The sequence below is a fragment of the Nocardia pseudobrasiliensis NBRC 108224 genome, from assembly GCF_001613105.1.
Classification (GTDB): domain Bacteria; phylum Actinomycetota; class Actinomycetes; order Mycobacteriales; family Mycobacteriaceae; genus Nocardia; species Nocardia pseudobrasiliensis.
In genome coordinates, this window is record NZ_BDBS01000041.1 from 23,733 (window position 1) to 49,423 (window position 25,691).

Consider the following 25,691-nt stretch of genomic DNA (forward strand, 5'->3'; position numbering starts at 1 on the left):
CGCGCTCGGCGAGATCGACTGCGGGGCTCACTGTTCGGGGTCGCCGAGTTGAGGGCGATGAGCCCGGGTGGGTTGTGACGGCAACGGCTGGATTTCGCCGACTGCCGGCTCGGATGAGCGGTGGCGAAGGAAAGCGAGCAGATCGGGGCCGCCGCGCAGGCACCAGAGCGCGATCACGGGGTCGCAGATCGCGCAGCCGAGGGAGGAGTTGTGTGCGAAGGGGACGATCGGATGGCCTTTGAGGTGATGCAACACGTCGCTGACGGTATGCAGCAGCCATGCGATGCCGATGAACGTCCACGAATTCAGGCCGCGGTAGGCGCAGTAGGTGATGGCGGCGGCGAAGACGTACTCCCAGGCGCCGAGTCCGCCGCCACTGAGATAGGCGGCTCCGGCCCCGGCAACCATGATCGCGTTGAAAGTGCGGCGATGTGGTTCGCGGATGAGTGACATGAGCAGGGCGTAGACGCCGCCGATCAGCAGTGGCACAACGACATTGGCGACAGCGGAAATCATGTTCGGGTGACTCCTCGAAGGGGCTCAGGGGCTGAATCGGACACGAAGTTATCGCCCGGCCGAGACCCGGCCCAGTGGCTTTTTCGTCAGGGACCCACGGAAAAACGCCATCGTCGCTCTGACGGTCCGGTCACCGTCTCGTCACCCTCACCGCCCTGTTCACGGTCATCACGCGAATCCGGCGATGGGGTAATTTCACGCCATGCACACGGTCGCGGTTCTGGCCTTGGACGGGGTCATACCGTTCGATTTGTCCACCCCCGTCGAGGTTTTCGACCGCACCCGCCTGCCGGACGGCCGTCGCGCGTATCGGGTCCGCATCTGCGCCGAGCGGCCGGAGGTGGACGCGGGTGCGTTCGCGCTCCGGGCGCCCTGGGACCTGACCGCGGTGGCCGAGGCCGATACCGTGATCGTCCCGGGGGTCGCCGATCCGACCGCCCCGCCGTCGCAAGCCGTGCGCGACACCATCCGCGCTGCCGCCGCGGCGGGCGCCAGGATCGCCTCCATCTGCACCGGGACGTTTCCCCTCGCGGCCACCGGCCTCCTGGACGGGTTGCGGGCAACCACCCATTGGATCGTGGCGGACCTGCTGGCGGCCACCTATCCGCGCGTCGAGGTCGATCCGGACGTGCTGTATGTCGACAACGGCCAAATCCTCACCTCCGCAGGCGCCTCGGCCGGACTGGACCTGTGCCTGCACCTGATCCGCCACGACTACGGCTCGGCCGTGGCGGCCGATGCCGCCCGATTGTCGGTCATGCCGCTGGAACGCGAGGGTGGGCAGGCCCAGTTCATCGTCCAGCGACTCCCACCCGCACCGCACGGCGCCGGGCTGGAGCCACTGCTGCTGTGGTTGCAGGACAACATGTCTCGCGACATCACCATCGCCGACATCGCCGCCGAGGCAGGTATCAGCGCCCGAACCCTGTTGCGGCAGTTCCGCACCCAAACCGGCACCACCCCCCTCCGTTGGCTACACCGCGCCCGGATCCGCCGCGCCCAGCATTTGCTGGAGACGACCGACCACACGGTCGAACGCGTCGGCGCCCAAGTGGGTTTCGGCTCACCGACAGCATTCCGAGACAATTTCAAACGCACCGTCGGCGTCCCCCCGAACGCCTACCGCCGCGCCTTCCGGTGACCGAAAACCAGTCGCGCCTGAGGAACACACGGAGGTCTCCGTCGGCACCCCGAGAACACTCACCGAAGCTGAACGACAGGAATACCTTGCGGGACAACACATTGCTGTGCTGTCCGTCGCGGCCGACAACGACCGCCCTCCCGCCAGTGTGCCGATCTGGTACGACTACGCCCCGGGCGGGAACATTCGGATCAGCACCGTCCCATCGACCCGCAAAGCCAGGCCCATCCAGCGAGCCGGCGGCACGGACGTCAGCGGAACAGGCGGAAGAATCCGCGCACCTGCTCGACCAGCGACTGCGGCTGCTCCAGTGCGGCGAAGTGGCCGCCATGCGGCAGTTCCTCGAACCAACGCAGGTCGGTGAACCGGCGCTCGGCCTCACGCCGCGACGGGCGGGTGATGTCGCGCGGGTAGATCGACAGCCCGCACGGCGCGGTGACCTTGTCCCGGAAAGTGGCGAAGCTTTCCCAGTACAGGCGCGCCGACGAAGTGGCCGACGCGGTGAACCAGTAGACCGAGATCTCATCGAGGATCTGCTGGCGCGACACCGCGTCCTCGGGGTGGCCGTCGTTGTCGGTCCAGGCCCAGAACTTCTCGGCAATCCACGCGGCCTGTCCCGCGGGAGAGTCGGTGAGGCCGTAGCCGAGCGTCTGCGGCCGGGTCGCCTGGATCGCCGAGTACCCCCGGCCGGTGCGTTGGAACTCCTTGGCGGCCTCCAGGTTTGCCCGCTCCGCGGGCGTCGGGTCGTCGAACGTGCCCGCCGCCACGGACCCCAGGTTCAGGTGCACGGCTGCCACCCGCTCGGGCGCCACCTCACCCAACGCGCCGGACACCGCCGAACCCCAGTCACCGCCCTGCGCGCCGTACCGCTGGTACCCCAGCGACACCATCAACGTGTCCCAGGCGCGCGCGATGCGACGCACACCCCACCCGGTCGTCGACGGCTTGTCACTCCAGCCGTACCCGGGCAATGACGGCGCGACCACGTGGAACGCATCCGCCGGGTCCCCACCGTGCGCGCGGGGGTCGGTCAGCGGGCCGAGGACCTCCAGGAACTCGAGCACCGAGCCCGGCCACCCGTGGGTGAGCACCAGCGGGAACGCGTCCGGCTCCGGTGAGCGGACGTGCAGGAAGTGGATGCCCAGCCCGTCGATCGTGTCGCGGTACTGCGGAAACACGTTGAGCCGCTGGGCGAATCCGAAGTCGTAGTCCTCGGCCCAACTGCGGCACAGCTCCTGCGCATACGCCAGCGGCAGGCCCTGTGACCAGTCGTCCACCGGTTCGGGCTCGGACCACCGCGTCCGTCGCAACCGTTCACGCAGATCCGCGATCTCGGCTTCGGTGATGGCGACCTCGAATGGTTCGGCGGACATGGCAGGACTTCCTTATTGGTCGAGGCGGGGTGGGATCGAATGGGGGGATCGTCATCGCGGGCGGAGTGCCGCGAGCACGGCGAGGGCCACCGACACCGGCACGCTCAGGTAGTTGCCCCGGATGTCGATTCATCCTGGTAGACAACGTAACAGCTGTGTTCAGATGCGGTCGCGGGAAGGCGGTGAGTCCGAGGCGATGCCCCGCAGAGTCACCCCTCGAGCGGCGTCGGTGAGTAATTCGGCAGTATCGTACTGGGCGACCGACAGTTCGAGCGCGGCCGCGAGTAGTTCCTCCTTGTCCTTGTAGCGATAGGTCGTGCCCGCGATCGGCACGTCGGCGGCCTCCGCGACGGCGCGATGGGTCAGGCCTGCGATGGCAGGGCCGGGTGCGGGCGCGCCCGCCGAACCGCTGGACGATCACATCGACGCAAGGTTCACGCAAGATCGACGCAAGCGTCGACAGCGCCGATGCGAGTACGGTCGGCGGAGTGGATAAAGATCGAAATAGTATGGCACCGCGGCCGTTTCGGTTCTCTGTCGGCTTCGGCGGCGCTGACTCGCGTGCCGAGTTGCGGAAGAAGGCACAACAGGCCGAGGACCTGGGCTATGACGTGATCACGGTGCCCGACCATCTGGGCATGATTTCGCCGTTCCCTGCGCTGGTCACAATGGCGGAGGCGACAAATCGCGTGCACGTCGGCACCATGGTCCTGGACGGGGCCTTCTATCGGTCCGCTTGGCTGGCCCGTGATGTCGCGAGCGTGGCGCAACTGACGGACGGGCGGTTCGAGTTCGGGCTCGGCGCCGGACCGGATTTCGCGAAACCCGAGTTCGAGGCCCTGGGGCTGCCGTTCCCGAGCGGGCGGCAGCGCATCGAGCATCTGCGCGACCTCATCGTCGATACCAAGGCACTGTTCGCAGGGGATCATCAACCGCCGGTGCATCACCACATTCCGCTCCTGGTGGCCGGAAGCGGCGACCGCCTGCTGCGAGTGGCCGCCGAACACGCCGACACGATATCGATGGCCGGGATACCAGTCGATGCCGATATCGACTCCGACGAGATCGGCGACGCCGCGCTCGGCCGCCGCTCCCAGTTCGTCCGTGATGCTGCCGGAACACGTTTCGCCGATATCGAACTGGGGCTGACGGTGCAGGCGGTAGAGGTCGAGGGGCACGGCGAGGTCGATCTGACCCTCCCCCGCATGTTCCAGCCCGACTTCTCCGATACGCAGCTGCGCCACCTGCCCGGATTCCTCCACGGGTCGGCACGCGGCATCGCCGACACCCTGCGGCGTTACCGCGACGAGTACGCCGTCAGCCATTTCTCGGTCAACGAAACGCAGATGACAGCGCTGGCGAAGGTGATCGAAGACCTTCGGTGAATGCTCGGGGCCAGCCGCCCTCACATGTGCTCGCGATCTTCTCGACGCACGCCCACCGGTGCCAGCAGTCCCGACTTACCCCGACGGGCCGATCTTCCGGCTTGACTTGGAGTGCGCTCCAAATCCTAGTGTCGGAGGGCGTTCGCCAACCCCCAAGGCAGCGCCCGGCCCGCCGGGCGGGAGGAGTATCCGCGCATGATCACCCGAACCACGCTCGGCTCACCCGGTCTCACCGTCAGCGCGATGGGTCTGGGGTGCATGGGGATGAGCGAGAGTTACGGTGCGGCCGACTGGGACGGCGGCCTGGCCACCATCAACCGGGCCCTGGAACTGGGAATCACGTTCCTGGACACCGCCGACGCCTACGGCACCGGGCACAACGAGGTGCTGGTGGGCCGGGCCCTCCACGGCCGACGGGATCAGGTGCAGCTGGCCACCAAGTTCGGCATCGACCGCAGCGGCGGCGACCGGGCACGCCGCATCCGCGGCGCCCGGGATTTCGTGCTGCGTTCCTGCGACGCCTCGCTGCTGCGGCTGGGTGTGGAGGTGATCGACCTGTATTACGCCCACCGCCCGCCCCAGGATGTGGAGATCGAGGAGACCGTGGGGGCGATGGCCGAGCTGGTCGAGGTGGGCAAGGTCCGTCATCTGGGTCTGTCCGAGGTCGGCGGCGAGCTGCTGCGCCGGGCGCACGCGGTGCATCCGATCACCGCGGTGCAGAGCGAGTACTCGCTGTGGACCCGCGACGTCGAGGCCCTCACCCCGGTGATGGCCGAGTTGGGGGTCGGATTGGTGCCGTACTCGCCGCTGGGTCGGGGGTTCCTGACCGGCGCCCTGGACCGTTCCACGCTGGGCGAGAAGGACTTTCGGCGCACCAACCCCCGCTTCACCGGCGAGGCGGGCGAGGCCAACGAGAAGATCGCGCAGACCGTGCGCGAGGTGGCCGCCCGGTTGGGTGCCACCCCGGCCCAGGTGGCGCTGGCCTGGGTGTACGCCCAGGCCGAGCGACTCGGGGTGGCGGTGGCGACCATTCCGGGCACCCGCAGCCCGGCCCGGCTGGAGCAGAACGCGGCCGCACTGGAACTCACCCTGGACGCCGAGGCGCTGGCCGCGCTGAACCCGCTGAGCGGCCAGGTGATCGGCGAGCGCTACACCGCTGCGCACACCGCCGAGGTCGCCCGGGGTTAGTCAGTCGGCTCGACGCGAAAGACGTCCAGCTGGAGACCCTGCCACGAATCGTGACGCACCGAAAACGATGTCTCGAGTCAAGATCTTGGCAGGATCTGACTGGTCACATGGTTGCCGCCACGGCTCGCTAGTCACCTGGGAACACTCGGTAATGTCGATTACCGTGTGGATCAGATCGGTGGTTTTCTGCCCGATGAGTAGCTGACCCACGAGATCGACTGCGGCGCAGAACGTCCGGCGTTGCCGACGGGCAGTCTTCACCCCGATGCAGAACCTTGGGTGGGTGTCGTCGGTGGGCGTCCTCACCAGTGAATGCCGTTGTCATCGACCCGGTTGTAGGTGGAGCGTCGCAGCGCCAGGCAGCCATCGAAATGCTGGTAGCGGTAGACAACCACGAAGGTCCACTCGTCCTCGACCCAAGCATCCTCGACAGTGATGAGCCGGGCGTCTGTGGTGTTGCTGGTCATGAGCCAATGCAGGCAGGCGGACACAGCGATTTCGGACCATCGGGGCGAAACAGCCGCCGCAAACTCCTCGGCGAGGCGTCGATGTTCAGCGGTGATTTCGCGGGGCTCGGGCTGGTGATCGGGATTCGTCAGGGGTCGACGTCGTCGTTCCGGCTCAGGATTAATCCCGATCATTATGTGCCAGAATGGTGTCCGCTGATGCCGCGACCCGCGCGGTTCGAACGGGTCCGCGTGGTGTCCGGAACGTCAACGGGCCGAGATCATTTCGTCCCAGGCGGGCATTCGGCACTCGCGACCGGTCAGCGCGGCGCGGTTCGCGCCAGTCTTGGACTGCCATTCCAGTCCAACTTCAGCGGTTCGTGGGGCTGGTCGGGCGGAAGATGAGGGCCGCGATGATCGCGAGCAGAATCAGGCAGATCGCTTGCTCGACAACCATCCACAGGGGCAGAGGGAGGAAAAGCAGGACAGCGGTGAACGCGACGAGAAGCACGACGATGATGATCTGCAGTCGCAACAGCGCGCGGGGTTCGCCGCGTTCGGCGCGGCGGGCGAAGAGGTAGGTGAGTACGGACGTAATGGCGACGATGATGCTGCGCACCCACACCTGGGGCGTGACCTGTGTGGGCACGAGGACTGTAAGGACAAGCACCGCAAGAACAGTCGCGGCGCTGAGTAGCATGTACGCCTTCGTCAACCGCAGTGCGGTCGTTGCGCGCATACTCCTCGAAGTGGTGATCACTGCTTTTCCTTTCTGCTGACGTGCGCGACTGCGGTTGCCCGCTGGATGAACTGCACGACTTCGGAGAAGATGTGGTCGATGTCGACGTCGTCGCTGTTGGCGAGGTAATAGGCCGAAGCATCTATGATCGCTCGGATCGCCGCCGCGACGATCAAGGGATCGAACCGCGCGAACTCCCCACTGCGCTGCCCCTCGGCGAGCAGATGGGACAACGGCTCCACCAGATCAGGTATCCGGTCGCGATGGTGAGGTGCGTTCTCGATGATTCGCTGCACCGCCCGCACGTGCGTGGCGTGAGTGCAGATGAATTCGAGATTGGATCGCAGCGACCTGGCCAGCCGTTCGCTCGCCGGGCCCGTATTTTGCGCGTGGCGAGCCTTGAACGCCGCACCTTCCGCGTACAGCGCCGTGACGACGGCCTCGCAAATCGCGTCCTTCGTCTTGAAGTGATAGAGCACAGTGCCCTTGATCGCGCCGGCCTGACGGGCAATGCGGTCGACCGACGCCGCCGCGAACCCTTCGTTATCGATCACGGCAATCGCCGCCGCGACGATGTCGTCACGGCGAGCCCGCTGCGTGCGGGTGAGAGACGAGGTGTCGGACTCCATGCGTCAAACTTACCAAATGGTCGACTATTTGACCAAATGGTCAGATCTGACGCGTAGCCCCCTCCTCGACCTCCACTCATGCCGCCCCGCGCGGGCATTGGGCAGTCGATCAGATCGGTTGTCCGGCATGTCTTCCCGACGTTTGCTGAGGCCGATTTCGGGTGTTTGATACTTTGTCGAGGGCAGTAACGGTTGGAGAGGTTCACGGGTATGGGGCCATCGCAGGAGTCCGATCTCTCCGTCGAAAGGATCGACAAAGTCGGTGCTGCGGCGATGCCCGCGGACTCGCCCCGCAACGGGGTGGACGGTCTGCGTGAACAAGTTTGCGCAGCAGCGGTTTTCGGCGAACCCGTTACCGCAGGTGGTATCACCGTCATTCCAGTCGCACGGGCGCGGGTCGGATTCAGCCGGACCGGGTCCAGCGACGGGGCGGAGGGAGGCGGTGCCGACGTACGCCCCTTGGGCTACATCGAGATCCGCGACGGCACAACCCGATACCGCCCGATCGGCAACCAGTGGAGCCGCATCATCGCGCCCTTGATCGCCCTCGCCTCGGGGCTCTCCATCCCAGGGTTGATCCGCGCTTTGCGCAGTTTCCGCGGCACCCGTTGAACCACCGCATGCGCCGGGTGCCGGGTCTCGCGTCTTCACGGCCCTCATCCGGGTGGGCAGCGTCATGGCAGACAATGCTGTCGGTGGTGTTCCAATCCGCACGCGGCCGCGCGAACAGTGATGTCGTGACCGCCCGGGTACATATGAACCCGGTCGTGGCGCGTCTGGGATGCGAGATCGGTAGCGACGCAATACGTCTCGCTCGCTTCGCCGAATTGTCGCTTTCCGTGGGCGATCGATGCGGTCTTCGAGACTCTCACCTGAGATCGGTGTCCCTTGCCACCTCCCCCTGTGCCTCCTCGATTTCTTCCTCGCTGCACTCCATGACGTTGTGGTCGCAGGCCCACTCGAACCGAGAGCACAGGTCCGCGAGCGCCTGTTTCTGCGTCGGATGCGTGGTCGGCACCGTATTCACTTTCTGAATCCGAGCCGTGTACCTCTCGCATGTCCTGGCGTGATGTCGTGGTCGCCACGTGTGGGCAGACGCTGCCGGTTTGGTCATCGGATTCTGGTTTGCTCGGTGGGCCCCACCGTGTGTGGTGCCTGTTGCGGGTTGAATGTGGCAAACGCTTGATCCAACAGGTCGGCGAGGTCGAGTCGGCCCTCAGAGGCGGTCCAGTGTTCGAGGGCCACAGTGAAGCAGTCGATGGCGGCGGAGGCCTTCACCTCGAGGGACAGGTCAGCCGGGGGGAAGTGGCCGGGGCGTTCGGCGAGGGCGTGGGCGAGGCCGGGGCGCCAGCCGTGTTGTTTGTCCAGCCAACGCGCGCGCAGTGCGGGGGTGTCCTGGACCAGGCGGGCCTTGGCGAGCTCTTCGTCGCGGTCCGGGCCGCGGGAGTCGAGCACGACGTCCAGGGCGCGGCGTAGTGCGGTCCAGTCGTCCTCGTCGGCGGGGCGGGCGCGCAGGGCGGCGGCGATCTGCGCGCCACGGTCGTCGAAGGCGGCCAGTGCGGCGTCTTCTTTGCTGTCGAAGTAGCGCAGGAACGTGCTGCGGGACACGCCTGCCGCCGTGGCCAGGTCGTTGATGGTGACTGTGTCGAATCCCCGGCGGGCGTACAGGTCGGAGGCCACCTGGGCCAATTGCGCCCGGACCGCCGCCCGGGCGATCTCTCGTGTGCCAGCATGCGTCATAACGGTATCTCACCTCACATTCGAGCCTATCTCGAAATACTGACGCTTGATCTCGGAGTTGAGACTCAGTGTCATCTTGAATTCTCCTACTCAGTTGGAGGCGCGATGAACCTGACCCTGGGACTGATCGGCAGCGGCCAGATCGGTAGTGCGCTGGCCCGGCTCGCCGTCGACGCAGGTGTGAATGTCGTCCTGAGCAACTCCCGCGGCCCCGGCAGCCTGGCCGAGAAGGTGGCCGAGCTGGGCGAGCGCGTGCGGGCGGCCACCCCGGTCGAGGCCGCGCGCAGCGACATCGTGGTGGCCACCATTCCCCTGAAGGGCTACACCGCGCTGCCCGCGGCGGCACTGGCGGGCAAGACGGTGATCGACACGATGAACTACTACCCCGACCGCGAAGGCCACATCGCCGAGCTGGATACGCGGGAGTTGACCTCCAGCGCGTTGGTGCAGCGGTACCTGGCCGGCTCGCGCGTGGTCAAGGCGTTCAACACCATCGACTCCCATCGGCTGGTGACGCTCGCCCGACCTTCCGGTGCCGCCGATCGCAGCGCTCTGCCCATCGCCGGAGACCACGCCGCCGCCAAGGCCCAGGCCGCACACCTGCTCGACCTGCTGGGTTACGACGCGGTCGACATCGGCACCCTGGCCGAGAGCTGGCGCAGCGAACCCCAAACTCCGCTCTATCAGCCCTATCTCCCCGAGCCGCCGGAAGGGATGAGCTACGAACAGGCGCAACGCTGGTTCCTCGAGACCCCCGGAGTGCCAGTGCCCGCCAGCCGTGTCGAAGAGCTGGCCGCTGCCGCGGTCCGAGGACCGGTCGGAGGCGTCACACCGACCTGGGTCCCCGCAAGCCAGGGGTGATCGGGCGGCCCGGACCCGGCACCGGATGACGCCGGGGTTCCGGCAGCAAATCACAGAAAAAGGACGATCACGGAGCAAAACGAGTACAAGCACGTCGTGTCTGTCGTCGATGACGGCACGCTTGGAATCGGGCAACGCATTGGCTACAGCTCGGTCATCCGATCATCGGCGCGAGACCGGAAGTAGATAACGAGGACGAGTCAAGGAGGTCGTTTCCCATGGCAGTCACGCAAGGCGAGAAGAGCACCGATACAGCCACTCGCGAGGCGAACAAGCAGCTCATTCGGAGCTTCTACCAGGCCATCTCCACCGGCAAGTTCGACGAGGCCGCAGACATGATCGCCGACGACGCCACCTGGTGGGTGATGGGCGACCCGGCCCGCACACCGGGGGCGGGCATGCACGACAAGGCATGGAACATACAGATTCTCGAGGAGACCCGCGCCGCGATTCCCGGCCCCTTCACCCTCACCGGATCGACCTTCACCGCAGAGGACGACCGCGTCGCGGTGGAGGCCGAAAGCTACGGCGAGCTCGCCAACGGCAAGGTCTACAACAACCACTACCACAGTCTGTACTGGATCCGCGACGGCAAGATCCAGAAGGCGCGCGAATACTACGACACCCAGCACGCAAGGGAGGTCTGGGGATGAAAACAGCAGCACCCGTGAGCAGCACCTCTGTTTCGGCCGCCAATCAGCAAACCGTGCAGGCATATTTCGCCGCGCTCGAGAATTTCGACCCGACTGCGCTGCCGTCTCTGCTCGCAGACGACGTCGTCCAAACGATCCCGTTCTCCCTCAGCGGAGGACCCGAACCCGAAGTCGTCCTGGAAGGCAAGCAGGCGGTTCTGGATTTCCTCACCAACATGATCGGAAACTTCTCACGGACCGTCCTCGTCGACCGAGTATTCACAATCGACGCCACCGGCCAGACGATATTCATGGAGGCCACCGGCGACCTCGTCGTCAAGGACACCGGCACCGCCTACCACAACCAGTACGTTTTCAAGTTCCAGTTCCGGGACGGACTGATCACCCGCATCACCGAGTGGGCCAACCCCATCACCTTCGCCAAGATCGTCGATCCCCAAGGCGTGGCCGGAGATGCCAGTCAGGCGTAACCCTCTGCGCGATGACGCGCGCATGCCGCACGGCGCGCGATTCGGAAGCGGCCGTGCGGCATGCTCGAAAGATCGACTGAAGAAGATCATCTCAGCGGACTCAACGCACCATATTGCCGATTCCAGTGTGTTCAGCCATGTGCCGGTGACGACGCGGAAACTGGTGCGTCGGTATCGTCCGGCTATGTTCGACGATCGAGAAGGTCTGGCCGTTACGTATCAGCCCGAGGGGTCCTTCGGGATCGGCGAGCTGCTCGTGTCAGCGCGTGTACCGCCCTTCGCGGGGGCCGCTGTGGGTTACTTCAACGACACCGACCTTCGCGGGTGGGCTCATGCGCTGCAGGCTTATCCATGGAAAAGCGATGCACGACTTCGGATTTCCGCATCGTTGGGCGACCAAGAGACCGTCGACCTGGTCGCCTATGTGGTGACGAACCGCGGTCAGCTCGCGGTCTCAGCACATCTTGCGACGGTCGACATCGATGACCACTCTCCGACCGTCGGCACCGTGACCGAGGCCCGCGTCCTGATCCCGACGAGCTATCAAGCCATCGGCACCTTCGCGCGCGCCTTGGCCTCCGCCATCGCCGACGGAGGCGGCACAGCTCGCCTGAACGTTGACAGGCTCGAATAGCACGGCATTGCCGAGTTGAGGATATTTCGGGTGATGGCGATGCACATGTTCGACCATGGCACGCGCTGGATCGCAGACAGTTACGTATCCGCCAAACCTTCGAGGCAATCGATTGGCACGCGGAATTCGGTATTGCCTTCCAGGTCCTCCAGGTCGTACTCGAGCGTGACCACCGCCACTTGCCTACCAGATTGGTCGAGCTCGGTGTGCAGCACTTGGCAATCCAGCCTCACCGGCACCGGATAGGTGGTTGCGGCGGTCAGGTCATCCCCGCCCTCGAACGCCACAGTCTTCTCGATCAGTGTGGCCGTCTTCTCGTCGGCCAAGGGAAACTGGATCTCGACCCAGGGAGGACAGCCGTCTTCGTACCATCGGGTCACGTTGGCCTTCAACGCTTTCACGGTCAAATACTCTCACGCAGTCGGCAGATCCACCCGCATGCCGAATGCGCTGTAATGCCGCGGAGCGGGCGTTGGTCGGTCGCCCAGATCGCCTGCCCGGCAACGATTTCCGACGCACGCTCATGCCGATTACAGGTCGAGTATTCATCTATGTGTCGGGCTCGTCCGAGGCACCGGAAGGGACTCGCATCATGCCGACCATCCAGCACGGCGGGGTTTATACCGGTTCGTCCCCTCATCAAGCGTTGTTATATGCAAACTGTATTGAATGTGCCACACAAGGCATTGGACGTGAGGCGGTTTCCTTTGCGCGGTCCCGTAGGGGTGGGTGGGTAATGCCTAGGGCACGTTGCTGGTGCTGCACCTGCTGGGTGCCGGTGTGTCGGTGTCGAGGCGTTCCTGTAGCCACGCGAGCGCGGCGGGGTTGCCTCCGAGGCCCTCGTGGAGGTGTTTGCTCGCGGCGGAGCGCGTGTAGGTCACCGGGGTTCCGGCGGCGCAGTAGTTGTCGACCATTCGATCGGTCGCGGCGACCGGATTCCATTGGTCGGCTACGCCTTGGTACACATACAGGGGCGCGGTCGGGGCCGGAGCGCCCAGTGTGGTCGAGTCGAGGGTCTCTTTGATCGTCGGCAGTGTGAGGAATTGATCGAGCGGCATGTCCAGATACCGCGACCAGTGGGGGCCGAGTTGTGTCAAGGCCCAGGTGGACGCGCATTCCGACCGGATCTCGTCCACTACGGCGCTGCCCGCCGGGGTCAGGTGTCGGCCCAGCACGGCACCGAACTCGGGATAGGCAGCCGCCAGAGACGCGAGGATCATGCCGACCTGGCCCGAGGTGGGCTGGTCGTCGACACTCACCATGACGGCGGCGAGATCGGGTACCGGACCGCCCATGGTGGCACCGGCGAGGTTGATTTCGGGTGCATAGCTCGGCGCCATCTGGGCCGTCCACCCGGTCGACAAGCCGCCGGCGGAGTATCCGGCGAGTCCGACCTTGGTGTGTGGGTTCAGCCCGAGCGGGCCGAATCGTTGGGCGGCACGGATGCCGTCCAACACCATGTATCCGGGTTCCTTGGCGACCCCGAAGTGACCGAACCGGCCTTCGACGTCGGGCACTGACACCACCCAGCCCTGCCTCAACTCCGGCACGTAGTACGGCATCTGCATCCCTGCCACTGTGACCGGTGCGTCAGCTTGCTGTAACTCATAGGACGGCACGCACTGTGGGCCGGAACTGTCCTCGTAGAGCTGATGGGACACCAACGGGCGATCCGGTCGAGCGCCTTCGGGCAGGATCACCGTGGTGACCGTGACATCGGGCTGGTCGAACAGATCGGTGGTGCGGTACAGCAGCTGCCACGACTGTGCCGGTACCGGCAGGAACGGCAGCTGCACCGGGCGCGACCGCAGGATCGTGCCCGGCTCCGCGGCCGCGAAATCCTCCGGTGGCTGATAGAACGGATCGACCTGCGGCATTGGTGGATCCGCGTGGGCGGGCACCGGTAACCCGACACCAGCCCCGACCGATGCGACAACCACCGCACCGATCACCGCTGCCGTGCGGATACCTGACCGGGGTAACAGGGACCGGCGTGGACGAATATCGGGGAACATATCGACCTCCGGTGAGATGCACGGGTGTGGATCTGTTCGCTGGAATCGCTGCCAGGATTACTTGTCGTATCCGAGTATTTTTCACGACAATGCGCCAACCTACCATTCTACCGAGGAGGCGACAGATGCCAAATGGAATGCTGGGAGCGTCTCGTTGATCGGTTAAGAAAAAAAGCAGCCCTTTCCGGCGGACCGGACGGTGTATCTCGACGTCCCGGTATAGGCTGGCTGATTCCTCGATCATCCCCTGATCCAGCGCTCGTCGGCGAACCAAGGGCATCCGCTCTCGCCGACGTGCGGATATTGGCGGCCAGTTGTTCTCGCCGGTTGGTAGGTGATCCGGATTCGGGCGGGCCGGGCCACGGTGATGGGAAATTCCAGCAATAAGAGTCTTTGGCCCGTAGTGCGGTAGCTGCGATCTCGCCACCGCGCGTCTCCTTCCTGATCTTGTGCGCTCGGAGCGTAAACCGAGCGACCCTGCCAGGAAGTTTGACTCTCTAGACCGAGATCTATGCGAACATATGTTCGTGTCCGGATTCGCCACCCCCCACCCCGCCGCGCGGACCGACGCATCGATCCTGCACGCCGACCTCGACTCCTTCTACGCCTCGGTGGAGCAGCGCGACGACCCCGCGCTGCGGGGGCGGCCGGTGATCGTGGGGGGCGGGGTGGTGTTGGCGGCCAGTTACGAGGCCAAGGCGTATGGGGTTCGGACGCCGATGAATGCGCGGCAGGCGTTGCGGTTGTGTCCGCATGCGGTGGTGGTGTCGCCGCGGATGTCGGCGTATGCGCGGGCGAGTAAGGATGTGTTCGAGATCTTTCGGGACACCACGCCCGAGGTGGAGGGGATTTCGATCGATGAGGCGTTTCTGGACGTCGGGGGGTTGCGGCGGATTTCGGGGGATCCGGCCGGAATCGCGGAGCGGTTGCGCGCGCGGATTCGGGCGGAGGTGGGGTTGCCGATCTCGGTCGGAGTGGCGCGGACGAAGTTTCTCGCCAAGGTCGCCAGTGCGGTCGCCAAACCCGATGGGCTGCTGACGGTTTCGCCGGATCGCGAATTGGAGTTCCTGCATCCGCTGCCGGTGGAACGGCTGTGGGGCGTCGGGGAGGTGACCGCCCGGACCCTGCACGAGCACGGCATCACCCGCATCGGGCAGCTGGCCGAACTGGGCGAGGGCGGGCTGCGCCCGATGCTCGGTCCGGCCGCAGCGCGACATCTGCACGCGCTGTCGTGGGCTCGCGATCCGCGCCGCGTCGATACCGGACGCCGCCGCCGATCCATCGGCGCGCAGCGTGCCCTGGGCCGTCGCCCGCGCACCGACGAGGAGATCGACGCGTATCTGCACGGCCTGGCCGACCGGCTCGGCCACCGGCTGCGCGCGGCCGACCGGATCTGCCGAACCGTGGTGCTGCGCTTACGATTCGACGATTTCGGCCGCGCCACCCGCTCGCATACGCTGCCCGAGGCCACCGACAGCGGCGCGCTCATCCTCGATACCGCCCGGCGACTGCTCGACTCGACCGCGCCGCTCATCCACGAACGCGGTCTGACCCTGATCGGCCTCGCGCTCACCAATCTCGCCGATGCGGGCACCGTCCAACTCGCCCTGCCCTTCGAGGCCCGCGCCGAGGCGACCCTCGACGCCACCCTGGACCGGCTGCGTGACCGCTTCGGGGCCGGAACCGTCACCCGCGCAGCCCTTCTCGGCCGTGGCGAGGGCCTCTCGGTCCCTCTGCTACCGGATTGAGCTCAGCGCGCCGGAAGCATGCCGCGCGCCACCAGATCGTCGAACAGCACCTGATCCACCGGCGGCACCAGCTCCCGGTCGCCATAGGTGAACCACGCGATCTCCTCGATCTCACTGCTCGCGGCGATCTCGCCCACATGCCGCGCCGTATAGCAGGCCATCCGCACAAGCCCAGCGCCGCCGGGCAATTCGGCCTCATAGGTCCCGACATGCGCGACCGTCTCGGCGATCAGCGCGACCGACAACTCCTCATCGATCTCCCGCAGCAACGTCTGCCGATCGGTCTCGTCACCCTCGCGTTTCCCGCCGGGGATATAGAAGACATCCTTGCCACGCGGCCGAGCACACAGAATCCGCCCGTCCTCGATCAACACCCACGCGACCGTATCGATCAGCCGCTGAGTCGGTTCGGTGCGCATCCCGGCAGCCTAGCGGCAGTGCTCAGCGCCGCACGCCCAGCCCTCAGCGCCGCATGCCCACCCCCTCAGCGCCGAGCGCCCACCCCCCTCAGCGCCGAGCGAAGCTCGGCGCACGTTCCGGCCGAATCCCCACTCCCCCGAGATACGCGGCCACACCGGCCAACACCGGAAACCGATCGATGAGAGCCAGATGGCTGGGCGTTTTCGACAATGTCCCGTCCAGCGCGGGCGCGAGCAGCGTCTCATGTTCACGCTGCTGAATTCGCTGCGTGAACGCGGTCGGCAATGTGCGCCGACGCTGCACACGTTCCAAATCCGCCACCCCCGGCCGCCCGCGACGCAGCGGCTCGGCGAGCAGACGCGCCGCGGCCACCGCGTCCTGAATCGCGAGATTCACCCCCACCCCACCGACCGGCGACATCGGATGCGCGGCGTCGCCGAGGCACAGCAGTCCCGGCACATGCCAGCGCGACAGCCGGCCCATCGTGACCTCGAGCAGCTTCACATCGCCCCAGCCGCCGATCGCGGCGAGCACATCCTCGCCCCAGCCGAACAGCTCCGCCAAATGCGTTCGCAGCCACTGGATCTCATTGCCCCGCAGCCGCGCATCCGCGCCCTTGGGAATCAGGAACGAAGTCTGGTAGTAGTCACCGCGATCCATGCACACCGCGGCCCGCCCGGCCTCGAATCGGCCCGACACCGCGCGATTGTGCCGATCGTCTGCGGCCACCGGGACCCGCACCCACCACACATCCATGGGCACATCCATCTCGCGCGGGCGCAAGCCCGCCGCGGCGCGCGCCGCCGAACCCCGGCCGTCGCAGGCAAGCACCAGATCGGCCGTCAGAATGCGCTCGGCCCCGTCGGCGTCGCGACACCGCACACCGGTGACCCGCCCGGAATCGCTCACCAGATCGGTGAATTCGGTTCCCAGCCGCAGCGTGAACGTCGGTTCGTCGGCGGCCGCGCGGGCGAGCAGATCGAGAAACTCCCACTGCGGCACCATCGCCATATACCGATACGGTCCCGGGATCCGGCCGAAATCGGCCGCGAGCACCGTCTTCTCATTGATGCGCAGACTGCGCCGCTCCAATTTGGTGTGCGGCAGCGCCGCGAATCGCTGCGCCAAGCCGAGCTCGTCGAGCAGCCGCAGCGTCGACGGATGCACCGTGTCACCGCGGAAATCGCGCAGGAAATCCGTGTGCTTCTCCAGGACGGTGACGCGAATTCCGGCCCGCGCCAACAACAGTCCCGCCATCATCCCCGCCGGTCCCCCACCCACCACACAGCACTGTGTGTGTTGTGTGTCCACCACGTACGCACCACACTTCCGAACGAAACTACTCGCGAGGATAGTAAAGGTTCCAACCGGTCTCGTCGATGTGCGCGTGGTCACCGGCGGCCGTCGACGGTTGTGTTAGACAGAAAGTGGTTTGTCGGTGTTGTCCGGGAGGGTGTGCGTGGAGACCTCGAGCGTCGGTGCGTTGATCGCGCGGCGGCATGCGTCGGGCAGCGGTCCCGGCGATCGCGACGACGATGCGCGCTTGGCCTTGGTGATCGAGGGCGGTTCCGCGCGCGGCGCGTATTCGCACGGCATGGTGATGGCCCTCGAGGATTTGGGCATCCTGCACTGCTTCGACGCGGTGTACGGTTCCTCGGCGGGCGCGCTCAACGGCGCGTGGCTGCTGTGCGGGCGAGCCAATCAGGCCCGCCGCGCCTGGCAGGCCGATGTGGTGCGCCGGGTGATCTCCCCGGCCCGGGCGCTGCGCGGCGGCCGCGTGGTCGACACCCGCTATCTCGTGCACGCGGTCTACGAGCGCATCGTGCCGATGGACTTCCCCGCGATCCTCGCCAACCCCGTCACCTTCCACCCCATCGCCACCGCGATCGCCGACGGCAACGCGGTCGACCTGCATCCACACCTCACCGACGTCGCCTCGCTGCAGCGCGCCCTGCGCGCGAGCACCTGCCTGCCGATCCTGGCGGGCCGCCCGACCACGCTCGCGGGCCATCGCTACGTCGACGCGGGCCTGTCCGAAGGCGTCCCGATCCGCACCGCCCTCGCCCAGGGCGCCACCCACGCCCTGGTCCTACGCACCCGCCGCCTCGACGAACCCGCCACGCCCCCATCGGATCTCGAACTACGCATAGTCACCCGCTTCCTCACCCGCCACGCCCCCGGCGTCATCGATTCCTGGCGCACCCGAGCCACCCGCCACATCGAAGACGAACAAACCCTCACCGCCCCCACCATCCTGCAAATCCGCCCGCCCCTCGGCTCCCCCACCATCGGCCGCGTCTCCCGCAACGAATCCACCCTCATGCAGGCCCTCGACCTCGGCCGCACCGCGGTCCACCGAGCCCTCGCGACCTATCTACCCAAACCCCTCGCGGGCTGAGCGGCCGAATCACCCATCCATACGGGCGAAGTCGATACTGGTTCGAAACGGGCTCTCCAGCGCCAAGGTGCCCTCATGTGTTTCCGCCAGTCGATAGACCCGGGCGGCCCAGTCGAATCGGTATTCGTCAATCATCTTTACGTACAGATCGCTGTCGAGATGGACCACAAGGTAGACCGGAATCCCTTCATAGGCGTACTCGGCCAACTTGTCGACGGTGTCGGTGTAACCCGATCCCGGTGAGACCACCTCCACAACCAACAACGCATCTGTCGTGTTCAACTTTGCGCCGCGCTCGATACAGCGATACACAGACACATCAGGACGGCGGAACGAGAAGGCTCATTCGAAGAGAAGTCACTGGTCATGACGATCCTACGACCAGCACTGCTCAGCGCGTGATCAGCTTGCCGAGCAGAAATCAAACGATCTTCACGTCCCGCACAGGTCGATCCGTCGCCCGCGCGACGTGGTCGGCTTCGGCGCGGAGCGCGCTCTCCGAGACCGGCTTGCCGTCGAACATCGTGACCATCAGAGTCTCGTCGTTGAGGTCCCATGTGCCCCCGACGCGACCCGCGGTCAGCACCAGCGGCGAGATCCAGCCCGCCGTGCGGCTCACCTTCGCGCGGTGTTCGGCGGGCAGCAGCGCGGTGTCGTTGGTGCCCGGGGCGAGGATGTACTGGTCGAAGGGGCCGAGTAGGCGGATCGAATCGGTGGGGGTCGCGGCGGCCAGGGATTCGGTGTCGTCGGTGTGCAGCCAGGCTTTTCGGCCCTCCACGTCGATTTCGGTGAGGTCGAGGGCGGAGAACCATTGGCGGACCGTGGTTTTGCGGTGAGAGCCGCGCAGGAGCCAGGCGTTGAACGCCTCGGGGGTGGCGGGTCCGTAGGCGCGCAGGTAGGCCGAGACGACCTGGGGGCCAGCGGTTTCGGGGGTGGGGAGGCCGGGCCAGTCGGGGATGTGGTGGGCGGGGGTGGTGAAGGTGATATTCGAGCCGCGGGCCGGGCCGTGGCACAGCACGCCCTGCCAGGCCAGCGGTTTGAGCAGCGCGCCCCAGCCCGATCGCAGTTCCTCGCCCATGCGATGGAAGCGCGGCTCGGCCGAGAGCGCCTCGACCAACTCCGCACGGGTGAGCACCGCGGCCTCGAGCACCTGACCCACCGCATCGGCCAACGCCGCGACCTCGGCCGGACTCGCCCCGAAGTTCTTCTCCCACGCGGGTTTCTCCCACGTGCGCGCCGAGGCCAGCAGCGACAGCGTCGCGGCCGCGAAATCGGGAGTGAGCGCGTGCAGCGTCCCGCGCATGGCCCAGGTCTTCATCAACCGCCCGGCCCCCAGCGCCTCGGCCACCGCCCCCGGCGCGGCCGACGAATGCCGCAGGGCCACGGCCGTTTCCGCGGCCAAGCTCACCTGCGCCTGCACCCCGCACAATCGCTCGGCGACCGCGACCGCGTCACCATCACCCCGCGGCTCGACGAACTGCCGCGCCAGCCGCCACGCCAAAACCCGATCCCACGTGACCCGCACCCCGACCTCCTCCACCCGAACGATCCGCTCACCCTACGACCGAACACCGACAAACCGGCGCACCACGCATCCGTGCACTCGATGCAGCAATCCGCTAGCATCGAAACATCTCGGCGCGCCGCCCCCTCAGGAAACCCTCAGCCGCGCCACAGTCTGCAATCATGCACAACCCCGCATACGTTGCTAGCCTGTCGCTGTGACTCCGAAACCCCTCGACTCCCCTGAGCCGTTCTGGAATCTGGAGACCCGCCTCGCATCAGCGTTGCTGATACTGGCCGGATTCATCGGCGCGGCCGCCTACACCCATTCGGCCGGATATTTCGTCACCTTCATGACCGGTAACACCGAACGCGCCGTCCTCGGCGGATTCCTCGGTGACTACACCCTGGCCCTCGGAGCGGCCGGGCTCATCGTCTGCTTCCTGGCCGGTGTCGTCGTCGCCTCGATCTGCCGACGGCACTGGTGGACCAATCACCCGCACGGCGCGACCGTCCTGGCGACCGTGGCCTTCACGATCGCGGCCGTGGTCGACTCCATCCTCTACTGGCACGACAAGGACCTGGGCCTGACCCCGATCCTGTTCGTCGCCTTCGGTATGGGTGCGCTCAACACCTCGTTCGTCAAGAACGGCGAGACCGCCATTCCCGTCACCTACGTCACCGGCACCCTGGTCAAACTCGCCCAGGGCATCGAACGCCATCTCGCGGGCGGGACCCATCGCGAATGGCTCGGCTACGCGGTGCAGTGGCTCTCGTTCGTCATGGGCGCGTTCATCGGCGGCCTGGTCAGCCTCGTGATCGACGGTCGCGACATGTTGTTCGCCGCGGTCATCGCCTCGGCACTGGTCTCGGTCTACACCTGGCTGGCCGATCTGCGCGAGTCCCGCCGCGAACGACAGCCGGTCTGATCACGCCCGCCGCTTGGGCCGCTTGTCCATCAATCGCAGAATCAACGGTGTGAAGATGAGCTGCATCGCCAGCTCCATCTTCCCGCCCGGCACCACGATGCAGTTGGGCCGCGACATGAACGAGTCGTGCAGCATCGACAGCAGATAGGGAAAGTCGATCACCTTCGGATCCGCGAAGCGGATCACCACGAAACTCTCGTCGGCGGTGGGAATCGTGCGGGCAATGAACGGATTCGAGGTGTCGACGGTCGGCACCCGCTGGAAATTCACATACGTCCGCGAGAACTGCGGGCAGATGTACTTCACGTAATCGGGCATGCGCCGCAGGATCGTATCGATGACCGCCTCGCTGGAGTAGCCGCGCTCGGTCTTGTCCCGGATCACCTTCTGGATCCATTCGAGATTGATGATCGGCACCACGCCCACGAGCAGATCCGCATAGCGCGCGACATCCACCTCCTCGTTCACCGCTGCCCCGTGCAGCCCCTCGTAGAACAGCAGATCGCTGCCCGGCGTCAACTCCTCCCACGAGGTGAACGTCCCCGGTTCCTGCCCATAGGGTTTCGCCTCGAACTCGTCGTGCAGATACCGCCGCACCAGCCCCACCCCGGACCGGCCGTAATCCCGAAACAGATTCTCGAGTTCGGCCAGCAGATTCGCCTCCGGACCGAAGTGTGAGAAGTGCAGATTGCGATTCTGCTCCGCCTCGGCCATGGCGAGTTTCATCTCGTCGCGGTCGTAGCGATGGAACGAATCCCCTTCCACGATGGCCGCATTGATGCCCTCCCGCCGGAAGATCTCCTGAAAGGTCCTGGTGACACTCGTGGTTCCGGCCCCGGAGGAGCCGGTGATGGCGACCACGGGATGTTTGAGCGACATGGCTCCTCCACTCGGCTGCGGTGAAACTCAGTGCGGCGCGGGACGAAACAGCGAGCGCGTCCCGAACAGCGAGGCATCGAAACTGGGCCCCTCCTCGGGCTCGCGGTGATACCGCTCGATGCGCTCGACCTCGGTGCGCGAACCGAAGATCAGCGGCACCCGCTGATGCAATTCGTTCGGAATCACCTCGAGCACCCGCTCGTGCCCGGTGGTCGCCGCACCTCCGGCCTGTTCGACGATCAGCGCGATCGGATTGGCCCCGTACAGCAGCGACACCCGGCCCGGCCGCGCCGGATACCGGGTGTCGTAGGGATACAGATAGACACCGCCGCGGGTGAGTATGTGGAACACATCGGCCACCAGCGAGGCCACCCAGCGCATATTGAAATCGCGTCCGCGCGGCCCCTCCACCCCCTGTAGACATTCGTGCACATAGCGCCGCACCGGCCGCTCCCAGAACCGCTCATTGGCGGCATTGATGGCGAATCCCGAGGTGTCCTGGGGAATCCGCATCCGCGGATGGGTGAGCACGAACGCCCCGATCTCCCGATCGAGGGTGAAACCGTCCACCCCGCTGCCGGTGGTGAGCACCAGCATGGTCGCCGGACCGTAGAGGGTGAACCCGGCGCACACCTGCCGTGCGCCCGGCTGCAGGAAATCCGCCGCGCACGGCTCGCGGGCGTCCTCGGGCGCGCGCAGCACGCTGAAAATCGTTCCGACGGGCAGGTTCACATCGATATTGGACGAGCCGTCCAGCGGATCGAACGCCAGCAGATACTTTCCCCGCCGATACTCGGCCGGAACCGGATGAAATCCGTCCATCTGCTCCGACAGCATCGCCACCAGCGGACCGTTCCACTGCGATTCGTCGACCATGATGTCGTTGGCGATGGCATCCATCTTGCGATGCACCGTCGGGGGCAGATTGTCCGCCGACTGCGCGCCCAGGGATCCGACGATGCGCCCCCGGGTCACCTGATTGGCGATGATCTTCGTCGCGGTGGCGAGCACGTTGAGCAGCGCCGAGAATTCCCCGGACGATCCGGGATGGCGATGCTCCTGCTCGATGGTGTACCGGGTGAGCGTTTTCAATCCCTCGGGCATGACCGACCAATCACTCCCGACTTTCGCTTGTGAAAACACTGCTGCCGTATACGTCCTCGGCACCGAGGGTCATCAGATCGCTCTTGCTCAACGGCCGATGCAGTTCGATGAGCCGCTTGGCCTGCCGCAACCGACAGCGGTCCAGGGCATTGCGCACACTGCGCGCATTGGCGAACCTCGGTCGGCCCATCCGCAATTCGAGATACCGATCGAACGCGGCGACCCCCTCGGCATCGAAGCGGAAGTTCTGCCGCGCCACCATCAACTCGGCGATGGCCATGAGCTCCTCGTGCGTGTAGTCCGGAAATTCGATGTGATGGGCCACCCGCGAGGACAGTCCCGGATTGGCGGAGAAGAACGTCTCCATCCGATCCGGATAGCCCGCGAAGATGACCACCAGGCTGGTGCGCTCGGTCTCCATCTCCTGCAGCAGGATCTCGATCACCTCCTGCCCGTAGTCGCGCTCGTTCTCCGGCCGGAACAGGTAGTAGGCCTCGTCGATGAACAGCACGCCCCCGGCCGCCTTCGCCAGCGCCTCCTTGGTCTTGGGCGCGGTGTGCCCGATGAACTGGCCCACCAGATCGTCGCGAGTCACCGTGTGCACCTTGGGTTTACGGATATAGCCGAGCGCGTGCAGCATCTCGGCCATCCGCAGCGCGACCGTCGTCTTCCCGGTCCCGGGCCCGCCGGTGAAACTCATATGCATGGTCGGCCGGGTCGACTCCAGCCCGAACCGCCCGCGGGCCCGCTCGATCATCAGCAACGCCGCGATCTCGCGCACCCGCCGCTTCACATTGCCCAGGCCCACCAGTTCCGCGTCCAAGCGGGCCAGGGTCTCCTCGACGTGGGTGGCGGCCGGATCGGCGGACAGATCCAGCAGCGCGTCGTCGGCGAGGACGGGTTCGGCCTCCGGCTCGGGCGCGGCATCCCGGGGCGACATCGCCGCGCCCGGCCGATACATCCGAAAGCCGTTGTCCGTCTTACGTTCGTCTCCGGTCACGAGCCCTCCCATCCGGGTCAGCCGCCGTATCGATCGCCAGCTCGGGTATCGGTGGCATAGGAGTGCAGCCCGTAGTGCTGACGCCGATCGTCGGATTCGGTTCGCACCAACCGGAATCCGGGTTCATCGGCCGGACGCTGCACCAGAAAGCTCAGCGCGGTGGTCTGCCGCCCGTAACTCGCGTCGTAGGCATTGACGCGAATGTAGTAGCGCGGGAACGTCGCCCGGCAGGCATTGATCTCGGCGAGCACGCCGTCGGGCTCGTCCAGATCGAACAGCGGCAGCCCCCACATCTCCCAGTAGACATTGCGCGGATGCGGATCGTCGGTGTACTCGATCGACACCGGCCAGTTGTTCAGCAGCGCGTAGCGGACCTGCGCGCCGATCTCCTCGTCGGTCAGCTCCGGCAGATGCGAGAACGTGCCCTGACGCACATACATTGCGGCTCCTCGGGTTTCAGCGACTGGCCGTCGGCACGGCGTCGGGGGCGTCGGTGGAGGTGTAGTCGAAGGTGACATCGCCCCAGGTGGCCAGCGCGACATCGAGCGACTGACAGATAGCCGCCGCCTTGCGCAGCACATCGGGGCCCTCCCGCAGCAGATCCCGACCCTCGTTGCGCGCCTTCACAACAGCCTCGAGCGCCACCCGATTGGCCTCCGCGCCCGCGGCGATTCCCATCGGATGGCCGATGGTGCCGCCGCCGAACTGCAGAATGACATCGTCACCGAACAGGTCCAGCAGCTGATGCATCTGCCCGGCGTGGATGCCGCCGGAGGCCACCGGCATCACCCCGGGCAGGCTCGCCCAGTCCTGATCGAAGAAGATGCCGTTGCGGGGATTGGCGGGAATGTGGTTGTCGCGCAACGTGTCGTAGAAGCCCTTGACGGTATGCGGATCGCCCTCGAGTTTGCCGATCACCGTACCCGCGTGCAGATGGTCGACCCCGATGAGCCGGCACCACTTGGCCAGTACCCGGAAGCTCACCCCGTGGGTCTTCTGTCGCGTGAAGGTCGAATGTCCGGCCCGATGCAGATGCAGCAGCATCCCGTTGCGCCGCGCCCACTTCGACATCGACTGCATCGCGGTGTAGCCGACGGTGAGGTCCATCATGATGATCACGCTGCCCAGCGATTTGGCGAACTCGGCGCGTTCGTACATGTCCTCCATCGACGCCGCGGTGACATTGAGGTAATGCCCCTTCAGCTCACCGGTTTCCGCGGTCGCCTTGTTCACACCCTCCATGGCGAACAGATAGCGGTCCCGCCAGCGCATGAACGGCTGGGAGTTGATGTTCTCGTCGTCCTTGGTGAAATCCAGACCGCCCTTGCACGCCTCGTACACCACCCGGCCGTAGTTACGCGCGGACAGACCGAGTTTCGGTTTCACGGTCGCGCCGAGTAGGGGTCGGCCGTACTTGTTGAGATATTCCCGTTCCATAACGATTCCGTGCGGCGGCCCCTGAAAGGTCTTGACATATGCCACCGGAATCCGCATGTCCTCCAACCGCAATGCCTGCAACGGTTTGAAGCCGAAGACGTTACCGATCACCGAGGAGGTGAGATTGGTGATCGAACCCTCCTCGAAAAGATCGAGATCGTAGGCGACATAGGCGAAGTACTCCCCCGGCCGCCCCGGCACCTGTTCGACCCGATAGCACTTGCCGCGGTAGCGGTCGTGCGCGGTGAGCCGGTCGGTCCACACGACAGTCCATGTGGCAGTGGAGGATTCGCCCGCGACGGCGGCCGACGCCTCGATCGGATCCACCCCCTGCTGCGGGGTCACCCGGAACACCGCCAACACGTCGGTGTCCTTGGGTTGATAGTCGGCGTCGTAGTAGCCCATCGACGCATAGGAGTGAACACCCGGATCCCATCGGTCTTTTTCGGTCATCGTTCCTCCCGTTCGCGGGGTCGGTCGCCG

The 25,691-nt window shown here is 66.0% G+C and carries 28 protein-coding genes and 2 pseudogenes; 12 read left to right on the top strand and 18 right to left on the bottom strand.

All coding sequences use genetic code 11. The annotated features are described in order from the left end of the window. Positions 1-27: 27 nt before the first annotated feature. Entirely contained in the window at positions 28-516 is a 489-nt protein-coding gene (locus tag NP4_RS29395) for a DUF6010 family protein (RefSeq protein ID WP_211335828.1), read from the bottom strand. A gap of 202 nt (positions 517-718) precedes the next feature. Here NP4_RS29395 and NP4_RS29400 point away from each other — a divergent pair, with 202 nt between their 5' ends. Continuing rightward, the gene (locus NP4_RS29400; RefSeq protein WP_068004924.1) at positions 719-1,657 is read left to right on the top strand and encodes a GlxA family transcriptional regulator; all 939 of its coding nucleotides are present in this window, start codon (positions 719-721) and stop codon (positions 1,655-1,657) included. 100 nt (positions 1,658-1,757) lie between these two features. Then, positions 1,758-1,898 (top strand): annotated as a pseudogene (locus NP4_RS41755) (pyridoxamine 5'-phosphate oxidase family protein); the annotation flags it as partial. Positions 1,899-1,908: 10 nt separating this feature from the next. Here NP4_RS41755 and NP4_RS29405 read toward each other — a convergent pair. Further along, a complete protein-coding gene (locus NP4_RS29405; RefSeq protein ID WP_068004927.1) occupies positions 1,909-3,030 on the bottom strand; it encodes an epoxide hydrolase family protein in 1,122 nt (373 codons plus the stop codon). A gap of 159 nt (positions 3,031-3,189) precedes the next feature. After that, positions 3,190-3,363 (bottom strand): hypothetical protein, encoded by a 174-nt coding sequence (locus NP4_RS41230; RefSeq protein ID WP_156524950.1) that lies wholly within the window; start codon positions 3,361-3,363, stop codon positions 3,190-3,192. Positions 3,364-3,416: 53 nt separating this feature from the next. On the opposite strand from NP4_RS41230, the gene NP4_RS29410 reads away from it, so the two are divergent. Together NP4_RS29410 and NP4_RS29415 are read left to right on the top strand one after the other, a co-directional pair. Further along, the gene (locus tag NP4_RS29410; RefSeq protein ID WP_245997369.1) at positions 3,417-4,415 is read left to right on the top strand and encodes a TIGR03621 family F420-dependent LLM class oxidoreductase; all 999 of its coding nucleotides are present in this window, start codon (positions 3,417-3,419) and stop codon (positions 4,413-4,415) included. Positions 4,416-4,610: 195 nt separating this feature from the next. Then, positions 4,611-5,603, top strand: coding sequence for an aldo/keto reductase (locus tag NP4_RS29415; RefSeq protein ID WP_068004931.1), 993 nt, complete (start codon positions 4,611-4,613; stop codon positions 5,601-5,603). A 302-nt stretch (positions 5,604-5,905) separates the two neighbouring features. On the opposite strand, the gene NP4_RS41235 is transcribed toward NP4_RS29415, so the two are convergent. The 3 genes from NP4_RS41235 to NP4_RS29425 form a co-directional block, all read right to left on the bottom strand. Then, positions 5,906-6,244 carry a hypothetical protein gene (locus NP4_RS41235; RefSeq protein ID WP_147287889.1) on the bottom strand — a complete coding sequence of 113 codons (339 nt, stop codon included), beginning with the start codon at positions 6,242-6,244 and terminating at the stop codon, positions 5,906-5,908. Between the two features lie 175 nt (positions 6,245-6,419). Next, positions 6,420-6,809 carry a hypothetical protein gene (locus NP4_RS29420; protein WP_211335829.1) on the bottom strand — a complete coding sequence of 130 codons (390 nt, stop codon included), beginning with the start codon at positions 6,807-6,809 and terminating at the stop codon, positions 6,420-6,422. Continuing rightward, complete coding sequence (locus NP4_RS29425; RefSeq protein WP_068004935.1) at positions 6,806-7,417, bottom strand: TetR/AcrR family transcriptional regulator; 612 nt, start codon at positions 7,415-7,417, stop codon at positions 6,806-6,808. The genes NP4_RS29420 and NP4_RS29425 overlap by 4 nt, the downstream gene beginning before the upstream one ends. Before the next feature lie 210 nt (positions 7,418-7,627). Between NP4_RS29425 and NP4_RS29430 the strand changes: the two genes are divergently transcribed. Beyond that, the gene (locus NP4_RS29430; protein WP_211335830.1) at positions 7,628-8,029 is read left to right on the top strand and encodes a GerW family sporulation protein; all 402 of its coding nucleotides are present in this window, start codon (positions 7,628-7,630) and stop codon (positions 8,027-8,029) included. A gap of 498 nt (positions 8,030-8,527) precedes the next feature. Here the strand turns inward: NP4_RS29430 and NP4_RS29435 are convergent, their stop codons facing one another. After that, the gene (locus NP4_RS29435; RefSeq protein ID WP_068004937.1) at positions 8,528-9,157 is read right to left on the bottom strand and encodes an acyl-CoA-like ligand-binding transcription factor; all 630 of its coding nucleotides are present in this window, start codon (positions 9,155-9,157) and stop codon (positions 8,528-8,530) included. Positions 9,158-9,262: 105 nt separating this feature from the next. Between NP4_RS29435 and NP4_RS29440 the strand changes: the two genes are divergently transcribed. The 4 genes from NP4_RS29440 to NP4_RS29455 all read left to right on the top strand — a co-directional run bounded on the left by NP4_RS29440 (position 9,263) and on the right by NP4_RS29455 (position 11,775). After that, a complete protein-coding gene (locus tag NP4_RS29440) occupies positions 9,263-10,018 on the top strand; it encodes an NADPH-dependent F420 reductase (RefSeq protein ID WP_068004938.1) in 756 nt (251 codons plus the stop codon). Between the two features lie 218 nt (positions 10,019-10,236). Beyond that, on the top strand, positions 10,237-10,671 hold the full coding sequence (locus tag NP4_RS29445; RefSeq protein WP_068004939.1) for a nuclear transport factor 2 family protein: 435 nt from the start codon (positions 10,237-10,239) through the stop codon (positions 10,669-10,671). Beyond that, positions 10,668-11,141: a nuclear transport factor 2 family protein gene (locus tag NP4_RS29450; protein ID WP_082876324.1), complete on the top strand. Its 474-nt coding sequence runs from the start codon at positions 10,668-10,670 to the stop codon at positions 11,139-11,141. Before NP4_RS29445 ends, NP4_RS29450 begins: the two co-directional genes overlap by 4 nt. Positions 11,142-11,163: 22 nt before the next feature. Then, complete coding sequence (locus NP4_RS29455) at positions 11,164-11,775, top strand: hypothetical protein (RefSeq protein ID WP_147287890.1); 612 nt, start codon at positions 11,164-11,166, stop codon at positions 11,773-11,775. A gap of 80 nt (positions 11,776-11,855) precedes the next feature. Here NP4_RS29455 and NP4_RS29460 read toward each other — a convergent pair whose 3' ends face one another. Next, entirely contained in the window at positions 11,856-12,176 is a 321-nt protein-coding gene (locus tag NP4_RS29460; protein ID WP_147287891.1) for a hypothetical protein, read from the bottom strand. Positions 12,177-12,515: 339 nt separating this feature from the next. Further along, entirely contained in the window at positions 12,516-13,652 is a 1,137-nt protein-coding gene (locus NP4_RS29465) for a lipase family protein (protein WP_068004944.1), read from the bottom strand. 659 nt (positions 13,653-14,311) lie between these two features. Here NP4_RS29465 and dinB point away from each other — a divergent pair. Beyond that, the gene (dinB, locus tag NP4_RS29470) at positions 14,312-15,538 is read left to right on the top strand and encodes a DNA polymerase IV (RefSeq protein ID WP_068004946.1); all 1,227 of its coding nucleotides are present in this window, start codon (positions 14,312-14,314) and stop codon (positions 15,536-15,538) included. Between the two features lie 2 nt (positions 15,539-15,540). Here the strand turns inward: dinB and NP4_RS29475 are convergent, their stop codons facing one another. Together NP4_RS29475 and NP4_RS29480 are read right to left on the bottom strand one after the other, a co-directional pair. Then, positions 15,541-15,957, bottom strand: a complete 417-nt coding sequence (locus NP4_RS29475) for an NUDIX hydrolase (RefSeq protein WP_068004947.1) — start codon at positions 15,955-15,957, stop codon at positions 15,541-15,543. An 88-nt stretch (positions 15,958-16,045) separates the two neighbouring features. Further along, positions 16,046-17,272, bottom strand: coding sequence for an FAD-dependent oxidoreductase (locus tag NP4_RS29480; RefSeq protein WP_255285564.1), 1,227 nt, complete (start codon positions 17,270-17,272; stop codon positions 16,046-16,048). A gap of 145 nt (positions 17,273-17,417) precedes the next feature. On the opposite strand from NP4_RS29480, the gene NP4_RS29485 reads away from it, so the two are divergent. Further along, positions 17,418-18,356, top strand: coding sequence for a patatin-like phospholipase family protein (locus tag NP4_RS29485; protein ID WP_082876326.1), 939 nt, complete (start codon positions 17,418-17,420; stop codon positions 18,354-18,356). A 9-nt stretch (positions 18,357-18,365) separates the two neighbouring features. Here NP4_RS29485 and NP4_RS29490 read toward each other — a convergent pair. Then, a pseudogene (locus tag NP4_RS29490) lies at positions 18,366-18,680 on the bottom strand (Uma2 family endonuclease); the annotation flags it as partial. Between the two features lie 97 nt (positions 18,681-18,777). Further along, on the bottom strand, positions 18,778-19,881 hold the full coding sequence (locus NP4_RS29495) for a winged helix DNA-binding domain-containing protein (RefSeq protein ID WP_068005048.1): 1,104 nt from the start codon (positions 19,879-19,881) through the stop codon (positions 18,778-18,780). Between the two features lie 196 nt (positions 19,882-20,077). Between NP4_RS29495 and NP4_RS29500 the strand changes: the two genes are divergently transcribed. Beyond that, complete coding sequence (locus NP4_RS29500) at positions 20,078-20,788, top strand: YoaK family protein (protein ID WP_068004956.1); 711 nt, start codon at positions 20,078-20,080, stop codon at positions 20,786-20,788. On the opposite strand, the gene NP4_RS29505 is transcribed toward NP4_RS29500, so the two are convergent. From NP4_RS29505 to NP4_RS29525, 5 genes are read right to left on the bottom strand one after another with little or no spacing between them, the layout of a single operon-like run. Then, positions 20,789-21,667, bottom strand: a complete 879-nt coding sequence (locus NP4_RS29505) for a phosphoribulokinase (protein ID WP_068004958.1) — start codon at positions 21,665-21,667, stop codon at positions 20,789-20,791. 27 nt (positions 21,668-21,694) lie between these two features. Continuing rightward, positions 21,695-22,771, bottom strand: a complete 1,077-nt coding sequence (locus tag NP4_RS29510; protein ID WP_068004960.1) for a class 1 fructose-bisphosphatase — start codon at positions 22,769-22,771, stop codon at positions 21,695-21,697. Between the two features lie 10 nt (positions 22,772-22,781). After that, positions 22,782-23,771: an AAA family ATPase gene (locus tag NP4_RS29515; protein WP_245997374.1), complete on the bottom strand. Its 990-nt coding sequence runs from the start codon at positions 23,769-23,771 to the stop codon at positions 22,782-22,784. A gap of 17 nt (positions 23,772-23,788) precedes the next feature. Then, positions 23,789-24,211 (bottom strand): ribulose bisphosphate carboxylase small subunit, encoded by a 423-nt coding sequence (locus NP4_RS29520; protein ID WP_068004962.1) that lies wholly within the window; start codon positions 24,209-24,211, stop codon positions 23,789-23,791. 16 nt (positions 24,212-24,227) lie between these two features. Then, positions 24,228-25,661: a form I ribulose bisphosphate carboxylase large subunit gene (locus tag NP4_RS29525; RefSeq protein ID WP_068004964.1), complete on the bottom strand. Its 1,434-nt coding sequence runs from the start codon at positions 25,659-25,661 to the stop codon at positions 24,228-24,230. Positions 25,662-25,691: the final 30 nt, after the last annotated feature.

Bases quoted from the DNA above. Each gene is read 5' to 3' on its own strand.
- NP4_RS29395 (WP_211335828.1), bottom strand. From the start codon at position 516: ATGATTTCCGCTGTCGCCAATGTCGTTGTGCCACTGCTGATCGGCGGC.
- NP4_RS29400 (WP_068004924.1), top strand. From the start codon at position 719: ATGCACACGGTCGCGGTTCTGGCCTTGGACGGGGTCATACCGTTCGAT.
- NP4_RS29405 (WP_068004927.1), bottom strand. From the start codon at position 3,030: ATGTCCGCCGAACCATTCGAGGTCGCCATCACCGAAGCCGAGATCGCG.
- NP4_RS29415 (WP_068004931.1), top strand. From the start codon at position 4,611: ATGATCACCCGAACCACGCTCGGCTCACCCGGTCTCACCGTCAGCGCG.
- NP4_RS41235 (WP_147287889.1), bottom strand. From the start codon at position 6,244: ATGATCGGGATTAATCCTGAGCCGGAACGACGACGTCGACCCCTGACG.
- NP4_RS29425 (WP_068004935.1), bottom strand. From the start codon at position 7,417: ATGGAGTCCGACACCTCGTCTCTCACCCGCACGCAGCGGGCTCGCCGT.
- NP4_RS29430 (WP_211335830.1), top strand. From the start codon at position 7,628: ATGGGGCCATCGCAGGAGTCCGATCTCTCCGTCGAAAGGATCGACAAA.
- NP4_RS29435 (WP_068004937.1), bottom strand. From the start codon at position 9,157: ATGACGCATGCTGGCACACGAGAGATCGCCCGGGCGGCGGTCCGGGCG.
- NP4_RS29440 (WP_068004938.1), top strand. From the start codon at position 9,263: ATGAACCTGACCCTGGGACTGATCGGCAGCGGCCAGATCGGTAGTGCG.
- NP4_RS29445 (WP_068004939.1), top strand. From the start codon at position 10,237: ATGGCAGTCACGCAAGGCGAGAAGAGCACCGATACAGCCACTCGCGAG.
- NP4_RS29450 (WP_082876324.1), top strand. From the start codon at position 10,668: ATGAAAACAGCAGCACCCGTGAGCAGCACCTCTGTTTCGGCCGCCAAT.
- NP4_RS29455 (WP_147287890.1), top strand. From the start codon at position 11,164: ATGCCGCACGGCGCGCGATTCGGAAGCGGCCGTGCGGCATGCTCGAAA.
- NP4_RS29465 (WP_068004944.1), bottom strand. From the start codon at position 13,652: ATGCCGCAGGTCGATCCGTTCTATCAGCCACCGGAGGATTTCGCGGCC.
- dinB (WP_068004946.1), top strand. From the start codon at position 14,312: ATGTTCGTGTCCGGATTCGCCACCCCCCACCCCGCCGCGCGGACCGAC.
- NP4_RS29475 (WP_068004947.1), bottom strand. From the start codon at position 15,957: ATGCGCACCGAACCGACTCAGCGGCTGATCGATACGGTCGCGTGGGTG.
- NP4_RS29505 (WP_068004958.1), bottom strand. From the start codon at position 21,667: ATGTCGCTCAAACATCCCGTGGTCGCCATCACCGGCTCCTCCGGGGCC.
- NP4_RS29510 (WP_068004960.1), bottom strand. From the start codon at position 22,771: ATGCCCGAGGGATTGAAAACGCTCACCCGGTACACCATCGAGCAGGAG.
- NP4_RS29520 (WP_068004962.1), bottom strand. From the start codon at position 24,211: ATGTATGTGCGTCAGGGCACGTTCTCGCATCTGCCGGAGCTGACCGAC.
- NP4_RS29525 (WP_068004964.1), bottom strand. From the start codon at position 25,661: ATGACCGAAAAAGACCGATGGGATCCGGGTGTTCACTCCTATGCGTCG.